Genomic DNA, 15006 nt, shown 5'->3' with positions numbered 1-15006 from the left:
TCTACCGGAGCGTGTGCGTGTTGCTTTGAGCGACCCCACTCTTTCGCTCTTTCTGTCTTTCACTCTTTACGTTGCATGAAAGTTGATGTACTCTGCATAACCGCTCACCCCGACGATACCGAGATGAGCGCCGGCGGCACCATTCTTTCCCTGATTGAGCAGGGGAAAACCGTGGCTGCCGTTGACCTGACGCGTGGCGAACTAGGCACCCGCGGTACCCCCGAAATCCGGCTACAGGAAGCGGCGGCGGCCAGCGACATACTGGGACTGAAAGCCCGCGAAAATATGGGATTCCGGGATGGTTTTTTCCGTAACGACGAGGAACACCAGCTGGCACTGATTCCAGTTATCCGTCATTTTCAGCCCGAAATTGTCATTACCAATACCCTCGAAGACCGCCATCCTGACCACGGCCGGGCAGCAGAGCTTGTTTACGATGCCTGCTTTTATTCGGGTCTGCGTCAGATTAAAACGGAAGGCCGCGACGGGCAGCTTCAGCCCGAATGGCGTCCGAAATACGTCTATAACATGATTCAGGACTGGTCGCTGAAACCGACCTTCGTCGTTGATATTTCGAAATACTGGGATCAGAAACGGGCCTCGGTAGCTGCCTATAAAAGTCAGTTTTACGATCCCAACAGCGGCGAACCGGAAAGCTATATTTCCAGTAAAGCGTTCTGGGAGTTTCTGGAGGCCCGCGCCGAAGAATACGGGCACATGATCGGGGCAAAATACGGAGAGGGGTTTGTCAGCCGCCGTATGCTCGGCGTTAAAGACATCTTCCAGTTGTTTTAGTTATACCGTTACAGGAGAGGGACCACAAAGGAAGGAAGACAGGAAGGGGCACAAGGAAAAAACGTTGTGCCCCTTTGGTTCTTCACGTCTTAGTGGCCTCAACCCTGGTTAACAATAACAAACAACGTTATGAAGAAGGGATGGTTAATTGCCATTGGCGTGGTGCTGGTGGTTGGTCTACTTGCGTTTATCTGGTATCAGCGGCAGGTAAAACGGGCTGCTGAAGAACCCTACGGCACCGCCCTGAAACCACGCCTTGAACTGAGCTCTTGGGAAGTTACTGACATCGACGCCGATCTGGTGAAGGTTAACGGGAAACTGCTCATTGATAACCCGCTGCCCGTAGGCTTCAAGGCAAAGCGGATGTATTTTGAATTTCTGATCGACTCTACGGTTGTCTCCCGAGGCGATTATCCCCAAACCATCGCCGTTGAACCATCCGACTCCTCGACGATTACCATGCCCATTGAGGTTCCGCTGAAGCCGCTGGAAAACAAGCTGAAATACCTTTACGACAACAATATCGACAGCGTGGTCTACACCGTCCGTACCCGCTTTGATCTGGATGTACCGATTCTCGGCAACCGCACCTTTACCGACACCATCAACCGCAAGCTGCCAACCGTTTATATTCCGACGATGCAGATCGAACGGGTCAAGATCGGTAAGGTCGGGCTGAACGAGTCGGAGCTGGCCATGAACGTATCGGTCGGCAACCGCAATGCCTTCCCCATCCGCTTTTTCGATACCCGCTACGTTGTGACTGTCGATGGCAAGGAAATTGCGGAAGGCTACCAGCCCGATTCAATTCTGATCGAAAAACAATCGACAACGCCGGCTGTGCTGCCCCTCACCCTGAAGCCCGGTACCTTGCTGGGCCTGACCGGTAAAATGCTGTTCGACAAAAAAGATACGCCGATGCTCATCCTGTTTCACTGCAAAATCATCGACAGGGACGGCAACAACCTCTTCCGCGACAGTAAAATGACGATGCGGATCGAAGGAACCATGGATGAGTTTATGAAAGCCGCTAAAAAACTGAAATAAAAAAACCGGGGTTGACCACCGGCTGCGTTGGCAACCGGCAATCAACCCCGATCCGGAGTATCTATGGCTTACAGCTGAGGCTGCTGAGCCAGTGTTTTTTCGTCAGCGTGACCTGACTTTTTATTGCGCATCCAGAGGAACAGGATGGTAAACGCAACAATCAGAATGATCGGGAACGTCGTCATTTTGACCAGCGTGGCCTGACCGGCAGCCAGTTCGAGGGCGTCACCAGCCAGACCGGTTGTTGCTTTCTCAGCACGCTCTGCATCAATCCAGCCACCGATGATCGGCTGGAAGATCGACGTCGAGAACATACCCACACCACCAATGATCGACATGCCAAGGGCACCGCTCAATGGCACCTTTTCGGCTACGAAGCCAACCATTGTCGGCCAGAAATAGCATACGCCTATGGCAAAGAAAATGGCAGCTACATAGGCCATTGAACCAGTCTGAGTGCTGAACAGGTAGATTCCTATCGTTGCAAATACAGCGCCACCCAGTAATACACCGGTCTGGTTCAGGCGGTGAATGATAGGGCCACCAAAATAACGTCCAACCGCCATCAAGCCGGTTGTCAGCGCCAGAATCAACATCGGACTGGCACCGCTCTTACTCATGATCAGACCTACCCACTGCTGAGGACCGAATTCAGAAATAGCTGTCAGGGCCATACAGCAGAACATGAAAATATAGAGAGGTGTCAGCATGGCCTTAAAGTTACTTGACAGGGAGGTAACACCTTCTGTTTTCGGTTTCGGAAATGCCTGACCAAAAAACAGGAATGCATACACAACTGTCGGGATCATGATCACCCAAATCTGTGCCTGCCATGGCAGACCGGCATCCGTCATGAACTTCGACAGCAAGCTACCGACTACAATACCACCAGGGAACCACATGTGGAACCGGTTGAGCATCTTGTTCATTTCGTCGCCTGAATACATGTCTGCAATCATAGGATTACAGGCTGCTTCTGTACAACCGTTACCGATACCAATGAACAGTGTTGACACTAACAGACCTGTGTAGCCACCGGAATAAATGGTCAGCAGAATCCCGAGTGTGTGGCAGACAAACGCCACGTTCATGATAATTTTCGGCCCGACTGAGTGGTAAACGATACCACCAACAATCATCGAGATCGGGAAGCCAAGGAACCACATCGAGTTGATGAAACCCAACTGCTCGGCCGACAGTCCGAAGTCGGTACCAAGCTGCGGCAGAATACCTGCCCGGATACTGAATGAGAACGCGGTTGTAATGAGCGCAAAACAGCTCGCGTTGAACAAACGTGTTTGGTTAATCATGTGAATAAGCTGAAGGGGTTAATGGGAAAATGATCAACAAAAGAAAGAAACCATCACGAATAAATTACTAAACCTAATGGCCAAAGCGTGCAAAATTTCCGTAAAAAAAGTAAAATAACTAATTTTCGGGCCATAAAATCGGCAGGAATCGCTACCTTTTCGGCCGATTTTACACTTTGGTCTCCAACTAACTTCTTAACTCCCGTCTAACGGGCTGATCACAATCAGATAATTAACGCTATGCACAGAAAATTGCGTATGGGTATGGTTGGTGGCGGTCTTGATGCCTTTATCGGCGCCGTTCACCGTCGTGCAGCGGGCTTCGATAATGAAATCGAGCTCGTTTGCGGCTGCTTCAGCCAGTCACCCGACAAGTCAAAAGCAACAGGCCGCGCCCTGTATCTGCCCGAAGAACGTGTCTACTCCAGCTATGAAGAAATGATTCTTCGCGAGAAGGAGCTGCCGGAAGGCGAACGCATGGATTTTATCTCCATCGTAACGCCGAACCACATGCACTTCCCGCCGGCGAAAATGGCCCTCGAAAACGGCTTCCACGTGATCTGTGACAAGCCGATGACCCTGAATCTGGCCGAGGCCAAAGAACTGGTTGGTATCGTTGAACAATCGGGCCTGGTTTTCGGCCTGACCCACAACTATACCGGCTATCCGATGGTGAAGGAAGCCCGCGATATGGTCCGCAGCGGTAAACTCGGCAAAATCCGGAAGGTCGTTGTGGAATATCCGCAGGGCTGGCTCTCGAAATACGAAGAAGGAAACGACTACAAGCAAGCCATCTGGCGGACAGACCCGTCGAAATCGGGTGCCGCCGGCTGTATGGGCGACATCGGTACGCACGCCGAAAACCTCGCTGAATACATCACAGGCTTACAGATCGAAGAACTTTGCGCTGACCTGACTACGTTCGTGCCGGGCCGGCTGCTCGACGATGACGGCAACGTGTTGCTGCGCTTCCAGGACGGTGCCAAAGGGGTACTGCATGCCAGCCAGATCAGCAACGGCGAAGAAAACTCACTGAAAATTTACGTATACGGCGAGCTGGGCGGCCTTGAGTGGCACCAGATGGAGCCGAACACGCTGAAATACAAAACGCAGGAAGGCCAGCGCCTGATCCGGCCAAACGTGGGCGATCTGTCGGCGTCGGCCAAAGCGCACTGGCGGATGCCGTCGGGTCACCCGGAAGGGTTCTTCGAAGCGTTTGCAAACCTGTACCGCAACTTCGCCTTCGCGGTTAAGGCGCATATGAACGGTCAGCAGCCTGATCCGGTCTATGACTTCCCGAACGTATATGATGGTGTACGGGGTCTGGCGTTCATCGACACCGTTATCGCCTCCTCGCAGGACGATTCGACGAAGTGGACGAAGTTTGTCAGTTAATTGATTGAATGACTGAAGGATTGAGTGATTGAATAACCCTGTTTCTCAAAAAATATCAATCCTTCAGTCATTCAATGATCCTATAGTAAAATAATTTATCCTATCCCCTTTACCGTAATGAGTATGGATAATAAAGCTGAATTTGTTCAGCAGATGCAAAGGCGTACAAAAGATTTTGCGTTACGTACCATTCGGTTATACAGGGCCCTCCCTAAAACCGATGAAGCAAGAATCATTGGCAAACAGCTCCTCAGATCAGCTACATCAGTTGGTGCCAACTACAGAGCTGTCTGCCGGACAAGAAGTCGCGCCGAGTACTTTGCCAAACTTAGTATCGTTGTTGAAGAAACAGACGAATCATTGTTCTGGCTTGAGTTACTAGTCGAAAGTGAGATTTTTGCAGCGTCTAAACTTGGTAACCTTATGTCCGAAGGGAATGAGCTATTAGCCATTTTCTCTGCGGCCCGTAAGACCACTTCATCTAACTGACAAACCGGTAATCTAATTATTCAATCACTCAATCATTCTTTAATTCAATCATTCTCAATTACATGTCAAAAATTAAAGTTGGTGTTGTTGGTACAGGCTTTATCGGACCTGCACACATTGAAGCCCTCCGTCGTTTACCCAATGTTGAAGTGGCTGCCCTTTGCGAAGTAAGCCAGGAACTGGCCGAAGCCAAAGCGGCTCAGCTCGGCATCGCACGGGCCTATACGTTTGAAGAGCTGCTGAAGCAGGAAGACATTCAGGCCATTCACATCTGTACACCAAACTTCCTTCACTATTCGCAGTCGAAAGCCGCGTTATTGGCCGGTAAACACGTGATCTGCGAAAAACCGTTAGCCAAAGACTTAGCCGAAGCCGAAGAACTCGTGCAGCTGGCGGCCGAAACCGGCTTAGTCAATGCGGTACACTTCAACCTGCGCTATTATCCGCTGGCCCGTCAGATGAAGGTGATGCGGGAAAAAGGCGACCTTGGCGAGGTGTATTCGATCATTGGTTCGTACCTGCAGGACTGGCTGTTCTACGAAACCGATTACAACTGGCGTCTGGAGCCGGACAAGTCGGGCGACTCACGCGCGATTGCCGATATCGGTTCTCACCTGATGGACATCATCGAGTACATCACCGGCCTGAAAACGGTAGCGGTTATGGCCGATTTCAATACGATTCATAAAACACGGAAGAAGCCGCTGAAGCCGGTTGAGACTTACTCAGGCAAGATGCTGCAACCGGAAGACTACGCAGACGTCCCGATCAATACCGAAGATCATGCCAACGTACTACTGCGTTTCGACAATGGCAACCGGGGTGTTATCACGGTATCACAGGTTTCGGCGGGCCGCAAAAACCAGATGAAACTGGAGATTGCCGGGTCGAAGAAAACGTTTGCCTGGAACTCGGAAGCCCCTAACGAAATGTGGATCGGTAACCGCGACGGCTACAACGAGTCGCTGATGCGTGACCCGTCGCTGGTGCATGCCGAAGCCCGTTCGGTGATCTCGTTCCCCGGCGGCCACAACGAAGGCTTCCCGGACACTTCGAAGCAAATGTTCAGAGAGGTGTACGAGGCCATTGCCGCCGGCAAGCAGCCCGAAAATCCGACATTCCCGACATTCGCCGACGGTTACCGCGAGCTTCTCATCTGCGAGAAAATCCTCGAATCCAACCGCAAACAGGCGTGGGTGGAGGTATAATTAGTGAGTGATTGAGCGAATGAGTGATTGAGTGCAGGCACCGTAACAAACGCACATGGAACAGCAAAGACTTTCTAAAGGTGACTTTGCCGATGGCATAGAACAAAGACTAAAGACGTTCATGCTTCGAAATCTGCATGTGTTTCGTGCTCTTCCCCAGTCATTCGACGCTCAACACTTCGGTAAACAGCTTGTTCGCTGCTCTTCATCTGCTGCGGCAAACTACCGCGCTGTTAGACGGGCAAGAAGCCGGAATGAGTTTTTTGCCAAACTCAGCATTGTTATAGAGGAGCTTGATGAATCACTTTTCTGGCTGGAAACATTTGTTTTCGCCGGGATTATACCAGAAAACCGCTTGAGTGATTTAATGGATGAAGGTTCACAACTGCTGAAAATTCTTGCAAAGTCAAGAAGCAACAGCGGTAGTTGATGTTCACTCAATCACTCAATCACAACTCACTCAATACATTATGACAACACTAAAAGGCCCTGCCATATTTCTGGCGCAGTTTTTAGGGGATACGGCCCCGTTTAATAGCCTGGAGTCCATTGCCAGATACATGGCCGACCTCGGCTATAAAGGCATTCAGATCCCGACCTGGGATCCGCGCATGATTGACCTGAAACAGGCGTCGGAAAGCAAAACGTATTGCGACGACTACAAAGGCAAATTACAGGAGATAGGCGTCGAAATTACCGAACTGTCAACCCACCTCCAGGGACAGCTGGTGGCCGTTCACCCGGCCTATGCGCCGATGTTTGCCGGTTTCGGTCCGGCTGAGCTGGCCAACAGCCCGAAAGAGCAGCAGGCATGGGCAACCAACCAGCTGATCATGGCCGCTAAAGCCAGCCAGAACCTGGGGCTGACCTCACACGTAACGTTTACGGGAGCACTCCTGTGGCCGTTTATGTACCCGTGGCCGCAGCGGCCGGCGGGTCTGGTCGAAACAGGCTTTAAGGAACTGGGACAGCGGTGGCTGCCGATCCTGAACGCGTTCGAAGACGCAGGCGTAAACGTCGGCTATGAGCTGCATCCGGGCGAAGACGTACACGATGGTGTTACGTTTGAAATGTTCCTCGACGCTGTGGGTGGCCACAAGCGCGCGGGCATCAACTACGACCCGAGCCACTTCGTGTTGCAGTGCCTCGACTACCTGCAGTTCATCGACTTCTACCACGACCGTATTTATGCGTTCCACGTAAAAGACGCCGAGTTCAACCCAACGGGTAAGCAAGGTGTTTACGGTGGCTTCCAGGGATGGGTAGAGCGTGCCGGCCGGTTCCGTTCACTGGGCGACGGTCAGGTTGATTTCAGCGGTATTTTCAGCAAACTGGCACAGTACAACTACGATGGCTGGGCAGTTCTGGAATGGGAGTGTGCCTTGAAACACCCTGAGCAAGGTGCAGCCGAAGGTGCGCCGTTCATCGCCGATCACATCATCCGCGTGACCGAGCGGGCATTCGACGACTTTGCCGGCACCGGTGCCGACGAAGCGTTCAACAAAAAAGTGCTGGGTCTGTAAAACGGAATGCTATTCCGTTTGGGACAATACAAATGAACGGAATAGCATTCCGTTCTACAGAGCTGCCGGGACATAGTTCCGGCAGCTTTTTTATTATCTTTCGTCAAAACTGAATCCCCTCCTCCTCAACCAGCACCGCCAGATTCAGGTCGATGCCGTTGAGTATTGAGACCGGCACATCCGGTTTTGCGGACGGCATTAAAACAATCAGCCCCAACCAAAATGGATGGGGCTGACTCATTACTATATAACACACACCTTAGAATTTCAATGTTGCCGGCAGGTATTTCGCTACCAGATCTTCGTAATAAGGCCGCAATTCCGCCCAGTTCGGCGGCGTTGGGTTCTTCGAGTACAAGTCGTACGGGTTAAACAAATCCACCCATTTGAACATTTCGCGGTCATGGTCGTCCATCAGGTGGTCGTAGGCCTTTTCGCGGTGTTGCGGGTAGAATGAGTGGTAACGCAGCATGTACAGCCCCTGCTCCGGCAAGTGGTCTTTTACCATGTGGTACACATACTCATCGTGGCCCCATGACATATGCACGTTGCGGAGACCGCAGTTTGGCGTATAAACGCCGTATTTTGTGTTGTAACGTTCGTCGTATGTATCCGGATTGGCCTTAAAAAACTCAGGATAGACAATTTTATCTGAGTGTGCACAGCCTACCGGGAATGTGTCACCAACAACAGCCCACTGAGGTTCGCCGAACAGACAAAGGACCTTACCCATATCATGCAACAGACCAACCAGTACCATCCAGTCCGGGTGACCATCGGCGCGGATCGCTTCCGACGTTTGCAGTAAGTGCTGTAGCTGATCCAGATCCGTGTCAGGGTCAGAGTCGTCGACCAGTTGATTCAGGAACGTAAACGCATCCCAGATCGGCATTTCCTTTTTGTCGAACTTCAGGAATTCACGCTCTTTTTCCAGCACAAAATCATACGTCTGATACGTGTGATTCAGGCGGTAAAACTCGCGTACGGTATCACGGCCCGGATTATCGTAGTTCCGGTATTCTTCGGTTGTTTTGCCCTGCGCAATGGCTTCCGGATCAGGGTAACGCTCCAGCAGATCGTCTTCCCAAACGTCCAGACTGGCTAAAGGATTTTGTTCTGCGGCGCTCAACGTACTCATGACTGTTGTATGTTTATAGGGTGAAACGCTTAAATCTCGTCTTGTTCAGTTTGAGACACTAAGCTAATCGACTTTATTGGCACTTTAATAAGATCTCTTTTGCTTTATTTACGAAATCGTTTTCGTAAACCGGCCTCCATGCAAACCATTAATTTAAAAACACTGGCCAGCGCCCTGGGTCTGTCGGTTTCGACCGTTTCGAAAGCGTTGCAGGACAGCCACGAAATCAGCCCTGAGACAAAACAGCGTGTCTGGCAGCTTGCCCGTGAGCTGGATTACGTTCCAAATCCACACGCCAGCAGCCTGCGCCGCAAACGCAGTAAAATCATTGCCGTGGTTATTCCGGAAGTAGCCGACAGTTTTTTTTCGCTGGCGATTAAAGGCATTGAGGCCGTGGCACAACAAAAAGGCTATCACACCCTGATTTACCTGACTTACGAATCGCTGACCAAAGAGCAGACGATTCTGCATGACTTCCAGAGCGGCCGGGTCGACGGCATAATTATCTCCCTTTCGGGCCAGACTACCCATATCGACCATGTAACCGCGCTCGAACGCAAAGGCATTCCCGTCGTGCTGTTTGACCGCATTTTCGAAGGCACCACCCTACCCCGGATCATTACCAACGACCGTGAAAGCGGCTATCTGGCAACCCGACATCTGCTTCAGCGCCAGTGCCGGCGCATCGGCTTTTTATCCGTTTCCGACAGTCTGTCCATCACAAAACAGCGACAGACAGGGTATATAGCAGCCTTAGAGGAGGCAACCATGCCGGTACTACCCGAATACATGCTGACCTTACCGGACGAGCGTGCCGAACAGGAAACAATTCTGTCCGGCCTGCTTACCGGCCCCGATGCGCCCGACGGCCTTGTGGCATCTGTGGAGAAAACGGCGGTTCTCACCTACCAGCTCTGCGAAAAACTGTGCATCCCGATTCCCGAACAGCTCAAAGTCATTAGTTTTTCCAATCTGGAGACAGCTTCGCTGCTTAATCCGTCGTTATCGACCATCACCCAACCTGCCTTTGACATGGGCGAAGCTGCGGCCTCAACCCTTTTCAATCTCGTTGAAGGGAAAAACATACGGTCGATGCCAACCATACAGTGTATTCCGTCAGAACTGATTCCCCGCCGGTCAACGCAGCAAGCGGCAGAGTAGCCGTTACCAGCGATACCGATACGGACATGAAGTCATTTTGCGGCGTTTAGGCCGGTACGGACGCGGAGAACGGTTGTGGTGAAAATCCGACGGCATAATAAACGAATAGCCCACCCCGAAGTAAGAGCCGTGGTGTTTGCCCGTGGCATAATCACGGTTATCCATCCGGTCAATAAGCCCCAGAAACACATCTATTGTGTGATAATCGAAGAGGTTGTAGCTAAGCCCTACCGACGCAAACGTATTTGAGCTACGGTACTGCAACGGGATTTCGCGCTGTCCGGCAAACTGCACAACCGTAAGATAAATATCCAGATAGGGCTTCAGGCTGGACTGTTCACCAAGCCCTTTGGTCGAATACACCCGCATTCCCGGACCGAGTGCGGCACCTTTTCCTACCCCGAATTCGGTCCGGGCATAGACCAGCAGAGACAGATCATTATTAAACGCGGGGAACACGTGGCCAATGGCTGCACTGACCGGCATGGCCAGTGTATACAGCTCAGAGGTGCTCCGCCGCCCCTGTGTTATATTGGAAATTCCGCTCGAAACCGATATTCCGCCATTTAGCTGCGCAAATCCGGCAAGCGGCCCCAACAGCATCGCCATCACAATAGTTACCAGTCGCACAGTTCTTGTTGAGTATAATTTTTCCTGTTTTTTAAACGGTCAAACTATACACATATTGGCACTGTGTTATCCTACGGTCCTATCGGATAAATAGCCGTATGAGCACTTATTCAGGGATAATGCTAGTTTTTTATGGCAATTACCTCAACTTCAATGATTATATCCGCCCGTACCTGTTGTGGTACATTTTTAAGTTCAGAAATCCGTGAGATTCCGCCGGCCTTGTTCTGGTTAAAGTAGGTAGCAGCTACGCGGTTGACAATCTCGCTGTTTACGGTACTCTTGTTCTGGTCGTTAGTGATGTGATACGCCACCTGCACAATATGTTCGGGTGTCATGCCGATGGTGGCCAGTGTCTTTGTAATATTGGCAAAACTCTGCACCAGCTGAGCCTCCAGATCACCCGCACCCACTAACTGACCGCTCTCATTGATCGGCCGCTGACAGCAGACGTAAATCTGGCGGTTGGGCACCGTTGTCTCAACCTTATACATATAGCCCTGACGAACCGCCGGGGTTGATGTCTGGGCCATCGTTCCGAAACAAACGGCCATCATAAACGCTATTGTCAATAATCCCTTTTTTTTCATCGTCAACTTGTTCAGGACAGGATTACATACTACATGAATCCTGTCTAACGATACCTCACTCCTCTTCAAAAAACAGGTAATTCAGAAAATCACAATATGGTTTCAGCAGATGGCAGCCCCGCGCTACCTCTTCGGCAAAACCAGGCTGTAACACATCCTGATCGCTGTAGCGGTGCATAAAAAACAGCTGCTTCCGACGCAATAAAGCAATGTCCGGATGGTCGGCGGTATAGCCTTTCGGAGCCGTTTTCATGACTTCGCCCCAGATTTCAGGGAAATAACTCCGGAACGTTTCTTCCTCAATGATTCCTTTCAGCTCGGCTACGTTATAATCAATTTCCTGCCGGAACTTAGCCAGTTGTGCTGGTGTCGGCTGCCACATACCGGCCCCCAGAAACGATTCGTTGCCCGGCTGAATATGAATGTAATAATCGATACGCCCCGAATGCCGCCCGCCCGGCCCGATGGCTGCGGCAAAATTCAGTTTATATGGTTCTTTATTTTTTGAAAACCGGATATCGCGGTTAATCCGGAAAATACAATCCTTAACCTCCGTATTAGGTAGTGGCTGAAAGGTATTAACCCCTGTCAGAATACGGCCCACCAATTGCTCAATCTGGGCTTTTGCGGCCTCATACCGCTTCCGGTTCGCCTGAAACCACTCTCTGTTGTTATTCTGCGCCAGCTCTCGCTGAAACGCAAATGTATCCGCCGTAATCGCGGGTTTGTTCAATTCGCCTGTTGTCATACTTACCCAAATTTACGGCTTTTTTACATACCCCGCGCACCCTTCTGCGAAAAGCGATCTTGGATAAAATAAAGTAAGAATGTAACTTAGCTATTCACAGCAGTTATATCATGTTGTGGCGGTGGCCGGCATTTACCCTTTAGTCCCTGTCAATCGGGTAAGCTAACAAAATGAACCGAACCCACGTTTGTTGGTATCTGAACCTTAGTTACAATCAATGCGATTCACTCTTGCATCCCTCTTTCTTCTCGCTGTTACCGCATTCTGCCCAACGGCATTTGGCGGCAACGCGCCAAAACAACCTGTTTCAAAATACTGGATTCTTTTCAATACCAAAGACTTAGCCAATGCACCTGCCCTGTCGGCCGCTGCACTGACCCGTCGCTCAAATCAGGGGCTGGCCGTTGACGAAACCGACCTCCCGCTGTCTGCGGCATACCTCAGCACGCTGCGGAGTGCCGGTATTGAACCGCTATGCCAGTCGCGCTGGCTCAATGGCATTTCGGCTATGCTCACGGAAGCCCAGATCGGTCAGCTAAAGCAGCTGGCGTTTATTAAAGAAATTCAGCCGATAGATAGCCGGATTAAGATTCTGAGTACCGGCACAAACGATGATGCAACAAAGCCTCACCTGGCACCGGTGATGAACCAGATTCAGGCCGGCGACTTTGCCAAAGCAGGTCTGACGGGCCGGTTCGTGACCATCGGCGTGGTAGATGCCGGTTTCTTTGCCGCTGATTCGGCCGATGCGCTGAAGCATATCTTTGAGCGGAAAGGCGTCCGGCAGGTCCGCGACTATGTGCATCCGAATGAGACCCGGCACAACCTGTTCCGCACCATGGAAACCATGTCGGATCTGCACGGCACTGAAGTGCTGGCCGCGATTGCCGGTCAGGACCCGCGCGAGAATCTGCAATACGGTCTGGCGACCGACGCTACCTTTTACCTCGCCCGCACCGATCAGGGCAACCGCGAATACCGTGGCGAAGAAGACAACTGGGTACAGGCCATGGAGTGGCTCGACAGTCTGGGCGTGCGGATTGTCAATACCTCGCTGGGGTATGCCCGTGGGTTCAGTAATCCCAAAGAAAACTACGAAACCCGCGAAATGGATGGTAAAACCAGCCTGATCAGCCGGGCGGCCCAGCTGGCGGCGGATAAAAAAGGGATGCTGATCATTGTTTCGGCGGGCAACGAAGGCGAAGACCGCAACTGGCGGATTATTTCTACGCCTGCTGATGCTCAGGGTGTATTATCAGTGGGAGCGACCAACTCAAAGCTCTGGAACCGGATCGGGTACAGCAGCATCGGCCCCGAAGCCTTACCCTATATGAAGCCCAACGTGTCGTGTTTTTCGCTTTATGGCACCTCGCTCTCAGCGCCGGTAATTACGGGCTTTGCCGCCTGTCTGATGCAGGCCAACCCCAAACTGACCAATAAGGAACTGATTGAGATTATCGAGAAATCGTCGCACCTCTACCCCTACGGCAATAACTACATCGGCTACGGGGTTCCACAGGCGTCGAGAGCCATTGCCCTGCTAAGAAACCAGCCGCTGCCTGCCACAACCCGCAGCATCAAGGCAAGCGGCAGAACCATACAGGTGCCGGTCAGCAGCAGCGAGGCACTGGCATCGGTCTTTCACAAAAAAGATCCCATGCACGTACTGACGCAGGAAGCAGCAAAGATCATTAACGGGAAAGTAACCCTGAAGCGTCTGTCTAACGAACGCCAGACGACGGTTGATCTCAAGCAGGAGGTAATTGAAGTGATCTGGGAGTAGAAATATGACCTTCCAGGAAGTTTTAAACTCGAATTAATTCCCCGAGGGTTTAAAACCCTCGGGGAGTTAGCCTACATATAGCTTCCTTCTTTCAGGTAGTTCTTCACATAATCGGCGATGCCTTCTTCCAGTGTGTGGAACGGCTTATCATACCCGATTGACCGGAGTTTGGCCATGTTGGCCTGGGTAAAGTACTGGTATTTATCGCGGATGTCGGCAGGAGTATCAATGAAGTCAATTTCCGGCTCCAGATCCATGGCCTTAAACGTATTCGTGGCCAGATCAACGAAGGTGCGTGCCTTGCCGCTGCCGAGGTTGTAAATGCCCGAATGCCGGCGATGGTGCATTAAAAACGAGCACACATCGACCACGTCTTTTACATAAACGAAATCCCGCATCTGCTCACCGTCTTTAAAATCAGGATGGTGCGACCGGAAAAGTTTCATCTTACCCGTCTGCCCGATTTGCCGGTAGGCATGGAAAATAACCGAAGCCATGCGCCCCTTATGGTATTCGTTCGGGCCATAAACATTGAAAAACTTCAGACCAGCCCAGAAAAACGGCTTGCGTTCCTGCTCCAGCGCCCAGATATCGAACACATTTTTCGACTCTCCGTAGGGATTCAGAGGCTTTAATTCCGGAATTACAGCCTCATTATCATCATAGCCCAATTCACCGAGACCATAGGTAGCAGCCGACGATGCGTAGACCAGCGGAATCTGATAGTCAATACACTTCTGCCATATTTTTTTTGAGTACTCGACGTTCAGATGCTCAAAAATGTAGTAGTCGAACTCGGTCGTATCCGTTCTGGCGCCAATGTGAAAGAGAAACTCTACTTCGTGATAATTAGCATCCAGCCAGTCGAAAAACTGCTCACGGTCAACCTTTTCCTGAATGCGCTTATCAGCCAGATTAGCCTCTTTTTCGGGGGAGGAAAAATCATCAACCGCAATGATAAAATTGAAATTTTCCTGATTCAACTTGCTGATTAAACAGCTCCCGATAAAGCCGGCAGCCCCCGTAACAATGATCATAAACTAGTCCTCTGAATGTATTGGTTATATAAATAGTGGAAGGGCAGGTGAATAAAGTGCAAAAAAGGTGCGTAAAGTTACGGGATTGTTTATTAGCGCGCTATCGACGTTTTAAGGAATAAATAGAACGTTTCTAAGATTAGCCAGAATTA

The 15006-nt window shown here is 51.0% G+C and carries 15 protein-coding genes; 9 read left to right on the top strand and 6 right to left on the bottom strand.

Features of this window, described 5'->3' with window-relative positions; genetic code table 11:
* Positions 1–75 precede the first annotated feature (75 nt).
* Both bshB1 and AC23NW_RS18460 read left to right on the top strand, forming a co-directional pair.
* A complete protein-coding gene (bshB1, locus tag AC23NW_RS18465) occupies positions 76–795 on the top strand; it encodes a bacillithiol biosynthesis deacetylase BshB1 (protein WP_487451152.1) in 720 nt (239 codons plus the stop codon).
* Positions 796–924: 129 nt separating this feature from the next.
* On the top strand, positions 925–1842 hold the full coding sequence (locus AC23NW_RS18460; protein WP_487451151.1) for an LEA type 2 family protein: 918 nt from the start codon (positions 925–927) through the stop codon (positions 1840–1842).
* Positions 1843–1910: 68 nt separating this feature from the next.
* Here AC23NW_RS18460 and AC23NW_RS18455 read toward each other — a convergent pair whose 3' ends face one another.
* Positions 1911–3152 (bottom strand): MFS transporter, encoded by a 1242-nt coding sequence (locus AC23NW_RS18455; RefSeq protein ID WP_487451150.1) that lies wholly within the window; start codon positions 3150–3152, stop codon positions 1911–1913.
* Between the two features lie 258 nt (positions 3153–3410).
* Here AC23NW_RS18455 and AC23NW_RS18450 point away from each other — a divergent pair, with 258 nt between their 5' ends.
* The 5 genes from AC23NW_RS18450 to AC23NW_RS18430 all read left to right on the top strand — a co-directional run bounded on the left by AC23NW_RS18450 (position 3411) and on the right by AC23NW_RS18430 (position 7767).
* Positions 3411–4547, top strand: coding sequence for a Gfo/Idh/MocA family protein (locus AC23NW_RS18450; RefSeq protein WP_487451170.1), 1137 nt, complete (start codon positions 3411–3413; stop codon positions 4545–4547).
* Between the two features lie 123 nt (positions 4548–4670).
* A complete protein-coding gene (locus AC23NW_RS18445) occupies positions 4671–5036 on the top strand; it encodes a four helix bundle protein (protein ID WP_487451149.1) in 366 nt (121 codons plus the stop codon).
* Between the two features lie 62 nt (positions 5037–5098).
* Positions 5099–6244 (top strand): Gfo/Idh/MocA family protein, encoded by a 1146-nt coding sequence (locus tag AC23NW_RS18440; RefSeq protein WP_487451148.1) that lies wholly within the window; start codon positions 5099–5101, stop codon positions 6242–6244.
* 55 nt (positions 6245–6299) lie between these two features.
* Positions 6300–6674, top strand: coding sequence for a four helix bundle protein (locus AC23NW_RS18435; RefSeq protein ID WP_487451147.1), 375 nt, complete (start codon positions 6300–6302; stop codon positions 6672–6674).
* A 40-nt stretch (positions 6675–6714) separates the two neighbouring features.
* A complete protein-coding gene (locus AC23NW_RS18430; RefSeq protein WP_487451146.1) occupies positions 6715–7767 on the top strand; it encodes a sugar phosphate isomerase/epimerase family protein in 1053 nt (350 codons plus the stop codon).
* A 259-nt stretch (positions 7768–8026) separates the two neighbouring features.
* On the opposite strand, the gene AC23NW_RS18425 is transcribed toward AC23NW_RS18430, so the two are convergent.
* On the bottom strand, positions 8027–8905 hold the full coding sequence (locus AC23NW_RS18425) for an inositol oxygenase family protein (protein ID WP_487451144.1): 879 nt from the start codon (positions 8903–8905) through the stop codon (positions 8027–8029).
* 138 nt (positions 8906–9043) lie between these two features.
* On the opposite strand from AC23NW_RS18425, the gene AC23NW_RS18420 reads away from it, so the two are divergent.
* Positions 9044–10066, top strand: coding sequence for a LacI family DNA-binding transcriptional regulator (locus tag AC23NW_RS18420; RefSeq protein WP_487451142.1), 1023 nt, complete (start codon positions 9044–9046; stop codon positions 10064–10066).
* Between the two features lie 3 nt (positions 10067–10069).
* Here the strand turns inward: AC23NW_RS18420 and AC23NW_RS18415 are convergent, their stop codons facing one another.
* The 3 genes from AC23NW_RS18415 to AC23NW_RS18405 all read right to left on the bottom strand — a co-directional run bounded on the left by AC23NW_RS18415 (position 10070) and on the right by AC23NW_RS18405 (position 12034).
* Positions 10070–10696, bottom strand: a complete 627-nt coding sequence (locus tag AC23NW_RS18415) for a hypothetical protein (RefSeq protein WP_487451140.1) — start codon at positions 10694–10696, stop codon at positions 10070–10072.
* 122 nt (positions 10697–10818) lie between these two features.
* On the bottom strand, positions 10819–11286 hold the full coding sequence (locus AC23NW_RS18410) for a RidA family protein (RefSeq protein ID WP_293839628.1): 468 nt from the start codon (positions 11284–11286) through the stop codon (positions 10819–10821).
* Positions 11287–11341: 55 nt separating this feature from the next.
* Entirely contained in the window at positions 11342–12034 is a 693-nt protein-coding gene (locus AC23NW_RS18405; RefSeq protein WP_487451138.1) for a DUF2461 domain-containing protein, read from the bottom strand.
* Between the two features lie 217 nt (positions 12035–12251).
* Between AC23NW_RS18405 and AC23NW_RS18400 the strand changes: the two genes are divergently transcribed.
* Positions 12252–13817: a S8 family serine peptidase gene (locus AC23NW_RS18400; RefSeq protein ID WP_487451137.1), complete on the top strand. Its 1566-nt coding sequence runs from the start codon at positions 12252–12254 to the stop codon at positions 13815–13817.
* A 71-nt stretch (positions 13818–13888) separates the two neighbouring features.
* Here AC23NW_RS18400 and rfaD read toward each other — a convergent pair whose 3' ends face one another.
* Positions 13889–14854, bottom strand: coding sequence for an ADP-glyceromanno-heptose 6-epimerase (gene rfaD / locus AC23NW_RS18395; protein ID WP_293839619.1), 966 nt, complete (start codon positions 14852–14854; stop codon positions 13889–13891).
* Positions 14855–15006: the final 152 nt, after the last annotated feature.

This window comes from Arsenicibacter sp. R0_47, assembly GCF_057652235.1.
Note: the sequence above shows the minus strand (reverse complement) of the source record. Positions and strands in the feature narration are given on the sequence as shown.

Coding starts and splice junctions, on each gene's coding strand:
- AC23NW_RS18405 (WP_487451138.1), bottom strand. CDS start 12,034: ATGACAACAGGCGAATTGAACAAACCCGCGATTACGGCGGATACATTT.
- AC23NW_RS18440 (WP_487451148.1), top strand. CDS start 5,099: ATGTCAAAAATTAAAGTTGGTGTTGTTGGTACAGGCTTTATCGGACCT.
- AC23NW_RS18420 (WP_487451142.1), top strand. CDS start 9,044: ATGCAAACCATTAATTTAAAAACACTGGCCAGCGCCCTGGGTCTGTCG.
- AC23NW_RS18460 (WP_487451151.1), top strand. CDS start 925: ATGAAGAAGGGATGGTTAATTGCCATTGGCGTGGTGCTGGTGGTTGGT.
- rfaD (WP_293839619.1), bottom strand. CDS start 14,854: ATGATCATTGTTACGGGGGCTGCCGGCTTTATCGGGAGCTGTTTAATC.
- AC23NW_RS18400 (WP_487451137.1), top strand. CDS start 12,252: ATGCGATTCACTCTTGCATCCCTCTTTCTTCTCGCTGTTACCGCATTC.
- AC23NW_RS18435 (WP_487451147.1), top strand. CDS start 6,300: ATGGAACAGCAAAGACTTTCTAAAGGTGACTTTGCCGATGGCATAGAA.
- AC23NW_RS18425 (WP_487451144.1), bottom strand. CDS start 8,905: ATGAGTACGTTGAGCGCCGCAGAACAAAATCCTTTAGCCAGTCTGGAC.
- AC23NW_RS18455 (WP_487451150.1), bottom strand. CDS start 3,152: ATGATTAACCAAACACGTTTGTTCAACGCGAGCTGTTTTGCGCTCATT.
- AC23NW_RS18430 (WP_487451146.1), top strand. CDS start 6,715: ATGACAACACTAAAAGGCCCTGCCATATTTCTGGCGCAGTTTTTAGGG.
- bshB1 (WP_487451152.1), top strand. CDS start 76: ATGAAAGTTGATGTACTCTGCATAACCGCTCACCCCGACGATACCGAG.
- AC23NW_RS18410 (WP_293839628.1), bottom strand. CDS start 11,286: ATGAAAAAAAAGGGATTATTGACAATAGCGTTTATGATGGCCGTTTGT.
- AC23NW_RS18445 (WP_487451149.1), top strand. CDS start 4,671: ATGGATAATAAAGCTGAATTTGTTCAGCAGATGCAAAGGCGTACAAAA.
- AC23NW_RS18450 (WP_487451170.1), top strand. CDS start 3,411: ATGGGTATGGTTGGTGGCGGTCTTGATGCCTTTATCGGCGCCGTTCAC.